The organism is Njordella calcicola (assembly GCF_056494125.1).
The window spans coordinates 5,461,484-5,473,696 of the sequence record NZ_CM151396.1 but is presented as its reverse complement, the minus strand read 5'-3'; the positions used below and the strand labels follow the sequence as shown (position 1 = coordinate 5,473,696).

10 protein-coding genes are annotated in these 12,213 nt (G+C 51.7%); 3 read left to right on the top strand and 7 right to left on the bottom strand.

Annotated elements, in window-relative coordinates; translation table 11 throughout:
- Positions 1 to 530 precede the first annotated feature (530 nt).
- The 3 genes from tnpC to tnpA form a co-directional block, all read right to left on the bottom strand.
- Positions 531 to 2,249: an IS66 family transposase gene (tnpC, locus tag SH302x_RS21150; RefSeq protein WP_479364661.1), complete on the bottom strand. Its 1,719-nt coding sequence runs from the start codon at positions 2,247 to 2,249 to the stop codon at positions 531 to 533.
- Positions 2,250 to 2,328: 79 nt separating this feature from the next.
- Positions 2,329 to 2,712 (bottom strand): IS66 family insertion sequence element accessory protein TnpB, encoded by a 384-nt coding sequence (gene tnpB, locus SH302x_RS21145; protein ID WP_479364660.1) that lies wholly within the window; start codon positions 2,710 to 2,712, stop codon positions 2,329 to 2,331.
- Complete coding sequence (gene tnpA / locus SH302x_RS21140; RefSeq protein ID WP_479364659.1) at positions 2,709 to 3,044, bottom strand: IS66 family insertion sequence element accessory protein TnpA; 336 nt, start codon at positions 3,042 to 3,044, stop codon at positions 2,709 to 2,711. Before tnpA ends, tnpB begins: the two co-directional genes overlap by 4 nt.
- A gap of 385 nt (positions 3,045 to 3,429) precedes the next feature.
- Here tnpA and SH302x_RS21135 point away from each other — a divergent pair, with 385 nt between their 5' ends.
- Positions 3,430 to 3,684, top strand: coding sequence for a hypothetical protein (locus SH302x_RS21135; RefSeq protein ID WP_479364658.1), 255 nt, complete (start codon positions 3,430 to 3,432; stop codon positions 3,682 to 3,684).
- 1 nt (position 3,685) lies between these two features.
- Positions 3,686 to 3,877: a hypothetical protein gene (locus tag SH302x_RS21130; protein WP_479364657.1), complete on the top strand. Its 192-nt coding sequence runs from the start codon at positions 3,686 to 3,688 to the stop codon at positions 3,875 to 3,877.
- Between the two features lie 254 nt (positions 3,878 to 4,131).
- On the opposite strand, the gene SH302x_RS21125 is transcribed toward SH302x_RS21130, so the two are convergent.
- The 4 genes from SH302x_RS21125 to SH302x_RS21110 all read right to left on the bottom strand — a co-directional run bounded on the left by SH302x_RS21125 (position 4,132) and on the right by SH302x_RS21110 (position 10,328).
- Positions 4,132 to 5,244 carry a hypothetical protein gene (locus SH302x_RS21125; protein ID WP_479364655.1) on the bottom strand — a complete coding sequence of 371 codons (1,113 nt, stop codon included), beginning with the start codon at positions 5,242 to 5,244 and terminating at the stop codon, positions 4,132 to 4,134.
- 9 nt (positions 5,245 to 5,253) lie between these two features.
- Positions 5,254 to 6,534, bottom strand: a complete 1,281-nt coding sequence (locus SH302x_RS21120) for an RHS repeat domain-containing protein (RefSeq protein ID WP_479364654.1) — start codon at positions 6,532 to 6,534, stop codon at positions 5,254 to 5,256.
- A 493-nt stretch (positions 6,535 to 7,027) separates the two neighbouring features.
- Positions 7,028 to 8,014, bottom strand: coding sequence for a tyrosine-type recombinase/integrase (locus tag SH302x_RS21115; RefSeq protein WP_479364653.1), 987 nt, complete (start codon positions 8,012 to 8,014; stop codon positions 7,028 to 7,030).
- A gap of 223 nt (positions 8,015 to 8,237) precedes the next feature.
- Positions 8,238 to 10,328 carry an MTBMA_p00010-related P-loop-containing protein gene (locus SH302x_RS21110; protein WP_479364652.1) on the bottom strand — a complete coding sequence of 697 codons (2,091 nt, stop codon included), beginning with the start codon at positions 10,326 to 10,328 and terminating at the stop codon, positions 8,238 to 8,240.
- A 209-nt stretch (positions 10,329 to 10,537) separates the two neighbouring features.
- On the opposite strand from SH302x_RS21110, the gene SH302x_RS21105 reads away from it, so the two are divergent.
- The gene (locus SH302x_RS21105) at positions 10,538 to 12,145 is read left to right on the top strand and encodes an IS91 family transposase (RefSeq protein ID WP_479364651.1); all 1,608 of its coding nucleotides are present in this window, start codon (positions 10,538 to 10,540) and stop codon (positions 12,143 to 12,145) included.
- Positions 12,146 to 12,213: the final 68 nt, after the last annotated feature.

Sequence of the window (12,213 nt, the reverse complement as noted above, 5' to 3'; positions counted from 1 at the left end):
CCAACCAACCACTGGACAAGCCAGTGGGATTTGGATCGCGCTGTGGTGCATGCATCGACGCGAAGCGGCGCCTTGTGCCCTAACTTCGCTATGAGATTGTTGCGCTAAGAGAGACCGGATTTCTTATGGCAGGAGAATCAGGGCAGTAGAATAGATTCCATGACCATTCTCCTGCCCCCATTCTTTTGCCCAGTCTTCACAATAGGATTGGAACGCTAGAGCATGACATGCGCGCAAGTCCGTTTGGGGCTTGCCCCCATCGGACACCGCTTTGGAGTTCTAGCAGGAGAAGGCGGGGACGCGGACGAATTTAGCACACCAATCCTATTGCGACACGTTGGGGCAAGCCCAACGGTCGCTCAGAGCTCGCGATCTCAGAACGATGTGCCTTGGCCTGCTGTCTTTCCAATGCTCCTGGCTTGCCCAGGAGATCGTTCCGTTTCTTGCTAGAGGGCGATGTTAACTAGCGAGAAGCCGAACAATCGTAAGCGTACAGAGCGTTGGTAGGAGAATCGCCCAAGGCGGGGCGACTACTTCAGTAGGCGGCGCTTAGCGTTTCGTAGTCTTGCTAGCTCGGCTTTGTCGCGGCGCTCTACTTCACGATAGGTACGTATGGCTTCGGGGTGGCTGGCCTTCCAGACATCGGGCAGCAGTTCGCTCGGGGGCGCTGTGCCGCGGTTTAGGTGCTCGATTACATCTCTGAGATACACTTGCACATCGAGGTCGTGGCGATGTGCGCTGGCTACCAACGTCATCAAGTTTGCGTTACGTATTCCAGCCCGCAACGAACCGATGAAGAGCCAGTTCTTCTTGCCAACCGCCACGCGCTTCATCAGTCGCTCGACCCAGTTGTTATCAATCGGTAGCCTGCCATCCAACACGTATGCATTCAGTGCGTCCCAATGATTACGAACGTAGTTAAACGCCGCTCCAAGCTTACTGGATGGCAACACACTCTTAGCAACTGGACCATCCAGCCACTCTCCCAATCGACTTAAGATCAGCTTCGATTCATTCTCACGCACTTGCGCTCGCTGATCGTTCGACCACTCCAAAGCTCTACGCTCGATATCATACAACTGGTTGATCATCGCCAGTGGCATAGCACTGATGCTGAGGTCGACCTCTCTAGCTTCGTAGATGTGTCGGCGCGCATGCGACCAACAAGCCATTCGAGTCATCGAACTGCCCGGTGCCACGACCACGCTTAAGTTGCCAGAGTAACAATCAGCCATCACATGCCCGGTGTAGTCAACCAAGAATTCCGCTGGCCCATCGCGATGCCTGGATGCGCGGAAGTCGAACACGTCGTAGGGAGCGTCCGCGCCGCCTGAGTAGGCCCACATCTTTGCGTCCAACGACTTCTCTCCCCTTCGCTTTGCTTCATGCATCTTCTCGATTAAACGCATCGTCCGTGAGCACTCTTGATTCGCTTCGGGGATTTCGGTTGGCATCAGTAGCGTAACGCTTGTATCATCCATGCCCACGTACTGACCAGCCAACAAGCGACGAATCATCAGCTTGGGCAACTCTTCAATCGCTTCAGCAGCCAAATCGGTTTGATAATCAATCGTCGAGCGGGTCGGCGTCCAGCCACTGGCGCTAAAGACATCTTGCAGTCGATAGTAAGGAATATGCAGTCCGAACTTCCCATTGATGATCGCAGCAGAAACGCTTGCGTCATATTTGCCTTGTTCCCCCAACGCAGCGGGCATATCCACGCGGAACGCTTCGACGTTTGGGGCCTCGGCAGTAGCGAAGACCGGCTCCAAGAATCGCTTGACGAATACCTCTGCTGGCTTGTAGCACATCACCTCTCGTGCTTCATAACGCAGCAGAATCAACTTGCCTTCATCGATCAGCGTTTGCTTTTCAGCAGGAATTGCAACGGTGATCTCTTCACGACGGAAGTGAGCTGGGAATTCATCACTGCGGAGCTTTGTCTTTTCTTTGCGAGCACTGCGAGTGTAAGTGATCTTCTGTAGCGATTCTTCCGCTTGGCGCTTGGCCGCATCAAGAACAGCTTGTAGTTCTTTGTCCTCCGGGAACTCAAGCAGTTGCTGCTTTGGGTTAACGAACTTTTCGCTGCGGTTACCAGCTAGCAGTTTTGCGAAGGCTGCTTGCGCCTCAGCTAGTTCCTTTTCAAGCTTTTCGTTCTTCGCTGCAAGCTCCATAATGAACCCCGACTGCGTCACGATGACTTCGTGAGCAGTGTCCAGATCTTTCGGTAGTTCATTGGCGTTTTGCATGTTGGTACTATAGCGCCACTCGCTAAAAGCGCAAGTGGTCATAGCTAACAAGACATAAAAAAGTAAGAAGTTTTTTTAGTCATGTTACGACCGCTGGATCAGTGCTTGGTATCACCGGTGCAACGTAGCGTTTACGTCGCTTGACGCTCGCTAGATCGATGCCTGAGAGCAGCAAGTTGAGTTCCGATGCATCGATCTCCAGATGCTTGGCATTGCCTGTTGGTTGAGGGTGCTGAAGGCTTCCTTGTTCAAGGCGTTTTTGCCAGATCGCGATTCCGTCTTTGTCCCAGTACATCAACTTCACACGGTTGCGTTTCAAGTTGATGAACATGAATAGCCCACCGTTGCGAACGTCCATTGCGAGTTCGTTCTTCACGATCCCGAAGAGCCCATCGTAGCTCTTGCGCATGTCGATCGGATCGCGGTGCAAGTAGATCTTGAGCAATGGTGAGAAGCTGATCATCGCGCCACCCGTTGCGAGTGCTGAAGCACAGCTTCCAGTGCTGATAGTGCATCAACAGGAACAGCGATCCGCGTCCCATCATTGACTCGCACTACGATTGAACGGCAACTGCTGCCTCGAAGCACAACAGGTACGAAGGCAGACGACTTCTCCCGCTGTGGTTGCATCTCCGGTTGATCATTGGATCCGAGCTTGCGTTGCCAGTAGTGAAACGTGGCCGGCGTGCAACCCAGCGACTGGCAGAACTGCTGGATCGTCTGATCGGTCAGGTTGAATTGTTCGAAGCGCTCCTTCCAAAGCTGGAGCTTAACTTGGCTGGTAGTTCGCGGCATTAGTCAGTTTTTCTTGCGATACGCATAGCGGACATGCATCAACGCAACAAACCTACACCGCACTTTCACGCCACGACGCCAAAAATCACCACCGGCCTATGTACGCTTACGAACAATCCACCGGACGAGCCGGTGGGATTCCCGTTATGGCGGGCTCTGTCGTTTAGCGAGAAACCCAACAATCCACTGGACAAGCCAGTGGGATTAATGGCAAGTTGCTGACTCGCCGCAGTGCCAACAATGTGGAGCGGAAGGCATGAGCTTCCAGGAGTTGCGTAGGCCGGAACAAGAACGCGATCTGCCGGAACAGCACAAACAGGTTTCTGATGAAATTGGCTATTAGAGTCCGTCTGGGTAGAAAGTCGTTCGAAGTTCCGGCACTGAATTGTTTGTTCGTTCCGGCCTACAAGAATGGACATCGCTGGACGATCGCGTGCGAGAGGTCTGGACCAAGGCCCGCAAGAACATAAGGTTCAAGCAACTGAGTTTCGCAGATGCTCAGTTGCTTCGATCACAAGCCAATGCCTTCGTGGCCTTCGATGTTGAGTTGCTGTCGGATGACGCTCGCGTCCTTACCGCTTGCAGCTACCTGTTATGCAATGGACAGTTGGATGTCCAATTACCGCTGCCAGAGGTCTAGCATGATGAAAGACTATCAGCAATTCGAACTGAGTTACGCGAGCAACTTGCCTTTAGTGGCTGAGCAACTCGACGATACGCATCAGCTTGGGAAATCCGCATTGAATGAACAATCATCAACACAAACTGTGGCCATTGAGCTGCGTTCTAGCTCGTTCTTGAGCCCTGTAAACCGCTACTGCGAATTAAATTAGTAGCTGGTAATTCTGTAGAGAAAACATTGGCTTTGTCTCTCAAACTTCCAACTTCACCATTCAAACTTCTGGTCCATCCACAGCTCGCAGCCGCTTTTACTCACTCGTTACTATCTCTTACTTGGTCAAGAACTCCGATTGTCGCTTCGGAGCGTAAGGCTCCAGTTGGTTCCGCTGCAGCCAGTGCGATCATAAACGAATTTGTTATAGGCCATCGACACTCATTCTCCGCATTCTCTCACCATCTTTCAATGTCACTCACTGTCGTCTTTAATTTGGTCGATACTTATTTTTATTTTTCCATTGGAGGATTTACACAGTTGCAAAATCCTTTGGTTGGAGATTGCTAACAATTCGCAAAATTTCCTTGTATCTGGACGTTCCACACGTTCGATCCTCTTCGTTGATAAATCGATTGTTGAATACGAAGCCTCACCAAGTAACGCAATACTTGCATCACCTAGGAATTCGACTGACTGACTGTCTAATGTGCTAAGGTCTGAGAATTGATGGGTCATCGCTCCTGAGTCGAGGTCCCAAATCATTAAATCTGAACGTCGCTCGTGCAGAGGATGCATCGGCTCGCTTAAGTCATCCGAAATAACAACTGCAACGAATCGGTTACTCGACGAAACAGCCATCCGTCCTGGGCCTTGTTTTTTGTGTAATTGCTTCGTGTATTCAAGCACATTGCGTTCTAATCGATTGTGTCCAGAAGCGCTTAGACGCCAGACGCAAGGGTATCCATCGGCTGATATTAGACCAACCAAATTCCTTCTTTCGTCCACGAATGTGCTTGCATGCAAAAACCAGTCGCCAGCTTGATTTTCGACGTTTAGTTCAAACTCGTTAAACTGTCGTGGATCAGAATTGAGGTCCTTAAACTGGTAGAGAAGCAATTTATGGTCATTTGGAGGCCTACCATAGTCAAAAAACACAAACGCATTAATTGTGGTAAATACTCCCGTCAACAGACTCGATTCAGGTGATAATTGCAGCTTGTGAGACCTATCTTGTTTGTCTATTAGGTAAAGCTCCGGAGATTCTCGATACCGTAACTTGAAACACAGCCACGCGTTGTCTGATGGCATATACACGACGTCATCGAAATATGCAGGAAAGGTTTTAGTATTTAGAATCTGCAAGCGGTTAGGGTCATCCGTCATACGCAGTTTCGTATATATGGTCCCATCCGCGGTGGGATTGCTTTCAACAGTTGAAAAACTATTCACCGTCAGAACGTGGGGTCTCGCGTTAAAACTCTTTTCTTCAAAGTTTTTGAGCAATATCGTGCTAGCATAATCGCTGTCGGAAGACCGGCATCCGATTGCCATAGCTAATAATAGCATCCATCGCGTAATCGACATTTATTTCACTCATTTTCTAATCGGATTGTCAGTTGAGTCTTTAAAGAATCGGAAGGGTTTTCCAGAACACCCGTCTACGAATGGCTTCTGATACCATTTACTTTTATCTGCAGTACAGAAATATCCTTCGCCACCATCCTCTAATGCGAGCGGATCTCGTGGATGAATCGGTGACGGTCGCCGCTCTCCTTTCTGGCCATACACATCACAACCCGTTGATGAGGCAATCTTCTTTCGAACCTCAGTCTGCTCCCAAGGATATCCACCTCCACAAGTGTAGAAAAAAATCGAACAACCAGAGCAAGTATTTCCTTCCAATGCAGTGCGAATGCCAGTCTCAAGAGCTTTGTCTTGAGTTGGTAAGACCTGAATAGGTTCAGAACCAGGTTTCTTTATTTTCACGCCACCCTTCTGCCCCTGATGACCGACAAACAGTATCTCGCAACATCCACGAGACGAAATGATCGACGGAATCGTGGAGGGATCTTCTACGACACCGCTATATCCGTCATTATGCGGTATTGAATCAACTCCCATAGACCAATAACCATTTTCATTATAGGGAGGGAAGTAAAACACGCATCGTTTGTTCTTTTCTTTATGATCGAAAGTTAGCGGACCATCCAGTGGATTGTGGCTAGGCAATCCCCAGGAGTTGTCTGGAACTGGCCGTGGCGGCGTGTAAACCGTTTCCAAGCCACTTGGATCAAGTTTGTTTAGAACTCTTAAAACAAGAAAACCGTACAGATTATCCCCTCCTCTGTACCCAATCGGGTCTCTTCCTACAAACCTTCCACTATGCCCACTCATCCATCTTGCCCTGAAGTAATGCAATCCGACGGTATGATCCCACTCGCGGGCGGTATAGGTGTAGCGATTGTCATAAGCGCTTGTAGCTATGACTGAGGCAGATGCGTTGAGTACCGTTGGCTGGCCGTAAGCGGTATAAGCGTAGCGCTCTACGACGCTGCCGCTGGAGCCAGTCATAGCGTAGATCGAGTACTGTTGGTTGCGATGCTGCGCTAGTGCAACTTCTGAAGGCCAATCACTGTTGCTGATCAGCGATGAGGCTGTGCAAGTAAAGCAGGCTGCTGCGGACTCGTGTTGTGATGACTCGCTATTTGAGACTGACGCGTCAGATGACTTTGCCTGGAAAGAAAAAGAACCATTGAATGAAACAGTGGCGTTCAAATAAGGGGCATTCTGATCGCACAACGTATCCCAATCGCTAAGCGAGATTTCTCGATGCGATAAGTGTTTAACCGGAAGTGATGAGGATTGAGACTGCATGTCTGCCATTATAGAGAATGACAGTTGAGCGGTGGTGCGAGATGGGCGGGATAATTGGCAGAATATTGAGGTGGCAGCCTGAAGGGCCGTAGCAATTATTGCCGGTGTGCCGCAGGCCACCGGACTTTGAGGTTCCTTGAGACCGATAAGCCCGAAGGGCTGGCGCAAATCAATTGTCTTGGCCCTCCGGGCCTGAGGGATCAACTGCGCATGCAAACCGTGACCGGATCGGCCACGGCAGCAATTGTGACAAGCCGTTGGCTTGATGAGGCAGGTGCCTCGAGGTCAATTGGCAAGTGGACGCGTAGGCGGCTCGCCCTCCCCGGTCGCTCGTGGAACTCGCGGCCGACCCTCCCGCAAGCGAGAGGGTGAAGAAGAACGCGTACGCCTGGCGGCTGACGGTTAAACGAAGAAGGCGGAGTCGCTGGGCTACATACTACTCAGCGAACGGAGTCGCTGAGCTACTGGCTACTCAGCGAACGGAGTCGCTGAGCTACTCAGCGGGTGGAGTTGCTGAGGTGCCTTCGACATCTGGTTTAGCCGGATGCGTGGCGTCGTGCACTTTACGCAAGCGATCGATGGTCACGTGCGTGTAGATCTGAGTCGTATTCAAATTCGCATGACCCAGCAACGTCTGTAAACTTCTTAAGTCCGCGCCGTTCTCAAGCATCAACGTTGCCGTCGTGTGACGAATCACATGGCACGCGCCGCTCTTGTGAATCCCCGCCTGATCCAGATAGTCTCGCACCATCTTCGAAGCTTGACCGGGCAATAACGGCTTGCCCGTGTTGCTCAAGAAGATTCGATCTGTTGGCATTGCCGCTGGCCCCAATCGCTTGCGACCATGACCGGCCAGCAACCAAGGACGCACATCGGCCAAATACTTTTCAAGCCACTGCAAGGCTCGCACACCAATCGGTACCACGCGATCCTTACGCCCCTTGCCCAAGCGGATCATCAACAACCGACGACTGCGATCAATGTCATAAACCCCAAGCGACAGTAGCTCCTGGCGACGAATCGCACTAGAGTAAAAGATCTCCAGTAATGCTCGGTCACGGATGCCAAGCTCGTCTTTCACATCGGGCTGATTGATCAACAGTTCGACCTCGGGCTCCGTTAAGTAATTCATGGGCAAGCGAACTTCCGCTTTGGGCAGTTCCAAACTTACCGCTGGATTGAATGGCAAGTGACCCTTCAAACATAACCACTGCAGCCAGTGCGACAGGGTCGATAGATAGGACGCTTGCGTCGAACTGGCCAAGGGAGCCCCGCTGCGCAGATGGCCTACATGATAAAGGCTGCGTTGATAAGCGGCCACGTGCTCGGCAGTAACCTGTCCGATGTGATCGATGGCACGCGCCTGCAGCCAGTTAATGAAACGCCTTAAGCTTGACTTGCGGCGATCAATGGTCGACTCTGACCAGTTCAATACGCGAAGATCAAGATAGTACGCTTGCAGCAAAGATGGATACAACATGGTTGGAACCTAGAAATAAAAAGTCTGAAATGGGAAACCAGTAACCAATGCCTTAAGCCTGGCCATGGCAGATGCACCTATGGCGACAGGCAGGGGCTCTCGCAATCTGGCTTGAAAGCCAGGAGAGAGGCACTAAGATCAGATCCTAGAAGGCTTTAGATGATGGCTGCTGACCCCTGGAAGTTACCTGGAACTTCCCTGGAAGTCGGGTGTCTACGGGCAACTAGAGAAGTTCGTAGACGTACGTGGCCCCTTGTCGGCCGCGATGAGCTCGCACGTATTCTAACGATACCAAGCGGTCTAAATGCGTCGATACTTGGTAATCACTCCACTGGATCGATTCACGCAGCATGCGTCTTGTGAAACGCACTTCACAGTTGCGGACGCCGTCCCTTTTTGCGATCGATTCCACCAGTTGCTGCAACAACGTCAGACAGTTCTGTGTCTGCGGCGTCAGCTCGTCCATGCTCAGCTTCAAAATGCGTTCGACCAAACGATTGGCTAAATCAATATCGGTCTGAACCACTTCGATGCGTTCGACGCCAGCTTCGTCACAAATCACGGGACGCTGGTGTTGGTGCAATAAAGCTATCGTGCGAATCAATGTGAGGAACTTCTCATGATCGCGGCGATTGCGAGTTCGGCTGCAAGGGAACTGCATCGTCTCGGCCAGTGGGTTATCGACTTCCATCGGACGAATCACCCGCTGGGCATTGCGGTGCAGGCTGCGAATCTGCTGGGTCTGTTCCAATGAGGCTTTACCTGCTCGCGTTTCGAGTTGTCGTTGGCGCTGTTGGATCGCCAGCGTGTGTTGGCTCGATTCGTCCACGGTGAGGACAAAGCATCGATTCACCAGCTCTTCATCCAACTGCATGCGTGTGGAAGTCAGAAACAATTGCACCGGTCCTTCGACTTCATGCGTTTGCATTTGGAAGTTCCCTTGAGCGTTCTTGCCTACGGTCGCATGCGTCAGCTTACCTTCGCTCTGTAGCAGCTTCAAAGCGTACGCTGCTTCGGAGATGCCTTGATCTTCGCTAATAGCCAGTATCTTGTGAGCAATCGAGCCGGCTGGTAGGTAGTACAGCGATTGACTGGTAAGGTTACTTAATCGCAACTGATGTTCGGGTGGCATCAGATGAAGGATCGAGTCCATTAAGGTGGTCTTACCGGCTGCGCTGTTGGACCTCACGAGGATCGCCAGTGGCTTGTCTAGCAAACGACTGGTTGCCGCCAGGTACGCAGCGAGTTTATTGAAGGGCTCGCCCACCATGCCACACTGATCCAGATCGCTAATGATGCGGCTGATCAACTGGGGATCGCTCAGCAAGCCCAGTGCCTGCTGCTGCTCTTGCGGCGATAGCTCGACGGGTTTAGTAATCCCCTTGGCCGCTTCGATCTGGCGATTGCGCAGCTCTTCAATATGGAGTAAGACTTGGCCGAGATCACGCTTGATGGTGTCCTCCTCGCAGTACAACTCCACAGCGGTTGCGCGTTGGAAGCTATTGCGCGATTGAGCTTTCATCAGATCGACCGTGTCGACGTGAATCAAGTCCGCTCGCGCTGCGGTGACGTTGACCTTCAAAGATAAGCTGGATATGTTGCGATCCAGCCCTCGGATGCGATAGCTGCGGTCACCGCGTGTGATCAACACCGATTCAGATTCCACGGTGAAGCTGACGCCGCTGCCCGGCGGAACTTCATTCGTGCTCTTGCTCGTGCTCGTGCTCGTGCTCGTACTCGTGCTCGTACTCGTACTCGTACTCGTACTCGTACTCGACCCATCGCCCGTCACTTCTTGTACAGCCACTGCATCTTGCAACACTTCCTCTTCCTGAAGTCTGACTCCTGAAGCCTGATCCCTGTTCAGATCCCTTCTCTCAAGCTTGCTGCATCCCGTACCAATCACAAGCCGCTGGGGGTTCTTGCTTTTGGCATCCAGCCGCCAGCCTTCGATGCCCGAGATCACGCCAGCTTCATCCCACAGCGGGATCGTCACGTAACCACGCATCGTCTCTCGGCCATTGTCCTTGTAGATCCCCAACTGCGTTAGTCGATTGCGAATCTCTTGGCCCAGCTTCACGCGATTGCTTGGAACTTCACTGCCCAGCGAGCGATCGGAGAAGCCGACTTGGTACTGAGCCGCTTGAGCGATCGAAAGCCCAAACTGTTCCTGCAAGAAAGTTATCAGCGCCGGTCGATCCAGCATCCCTTGCAGACTATCGGCATAGGCTTCGACGGTCGCTTGCCATGGGGCTGTCAGAAAGACCTCTAAGCGTGGAAAGCTATCTTGATAAGTTCGTGATCGTTGAAGCATGAGAGCGGGTCCATCAAGAGTGTTTGTGTGGGCGATAGATGGAATCAAACAGAAGTTCTTCAAAGCAGGCCCCTTCAGCAGAACGGGCCAGCAAGGCCTTGTGCAAGGGCTGATGATGAAGAATCAAAAGAATTCTTTGGAGGCCATCGATCAGCGTCGGCATCATAGTGCAGGTCATGCTCTACAATGCAGCTACATGCGTCGCAGTTATGACGGTACTTTTACTGAATCAGTCAACAAACGTGAGCACCAAGACGATCTCCTGCTCGCTGAATCATCGTTTACCAGGGGAACCAAGCGAGAATGTACTTGCAGCTCTGCGTCACTATGGCAAAGCGTACTTGTACGATGATTCTATTCCACGATATGCGAGACATGCGCTGGACAAGATCCTCGAATGCCGCTCCGGTGCGTATGGCTCCAGTTGGTTCCGCTGCGGCCAGTGTGATTCCAAACGCATTCTGTATTCGCCATGCTCCAATCGTCATTGCCCCAACTGCGGCTGGCTCAAGCGTAAGAAATGGCTCGATACGATCCAGTCCTGGGAGCTAGATACGAAGTACTATCACGTCGTCTTTACCGCGCCGCATGAACTGACCGAGCTATTCGGAGACAATGCGGCTGAGAGCTATAAGCTGTTCTTCCAGTGTGCGCAAAAGACGCTGCTAGAAACCTGCCAAGAAGCTTTCGGTTGCCGTCCTGGGATCTTGATGACCCTGCACACGTGGGGGCAACGGATGCTGCCGCATGTTCACATCCACGTCATGATGACTGCCGGTGGCATTGACCAGGAAAGTCGACAGTGGACAGAGATCCCTTCCGATGCGCCGGCGATCCAGCCCAAGCGTCTGGCGCAGGTCTTTCGAAAGAAGTTCATCCGAGGGCTCAAGAGTCTCTTTCGACGTGGCAAGTTATTACTAAAATCCACTGCTGAGCAATTAGAAGTTCCAGACGCTCAGTCGTTGGCAGAATGGTTAACACCGATCGCGGCCAGGAGCTGGGTCGCAGATGCTCAGCTCACTCCAGATGTACTTGCCACCAAGCGACAATGCGCGGTCTACTTGTCGGAGTACGTGCAAGGCACGGCGATCAGTGACCAGCGGATCGTCAGCGATGACGGACAAAGTGTTACGATCAGCTTGTGGAATTATCGTAAGGAGCAGTACGAGAAAGAATCGATGCCCGGCGGCGAGTTCGTGCGACGCTATCTATGGCATATCGTTCCCAGAAGCGTTTATCGCATCCGTTATGCAGGCTTATTCCAAGCTCAAAACCGCAAAGCAAACATTCAGCAGACACGTGCCGCGCTGAACGCATTTAACCATCCGCGTTCAGATGATGATACGGACGATGATGACGATGTGAATATAGTTCGACATAAGTCATTACTGCAATCGAGCATTAAGGATGCAAGCAAGCTGATCGAAGAGAACCAATCGCCAAGTACCAAAGCAGAAGTCGATGACCATGCGCCGCGATGCCAACAATGCGGAGCGGAGGGCATGAGCTTCCAAGAGTATCGCAGTCCCTGGCATACGCGTGGTGATATGGGAACAGTGTATTACTTGATCAGCTACTTCGCTGTTATCTGGACATCGCTGGACGATCGCGTGCGAGAGGTCTGCACCAAGGCACGCAAGAACATAAAGTTCAAGCAACTGAGTTTCGAAGATGCTCGGCTGCTTCGATCCGAAGCCAATATTTATTCAGCGTTCGATGTGAAGTTATTAACAGATGATGTTCGCGTCATTACTGCTTGCAGCCGCATGAGCTGCATCAATCAATCAGATACTCAACTACCATTACCGGAGATTTAAGTTGAAAGAGTTGCTTAACTCTCCCGGCCAGGAGAGTGGCGAGTCTTGCGAGCCGAGAGGGGGCGTTC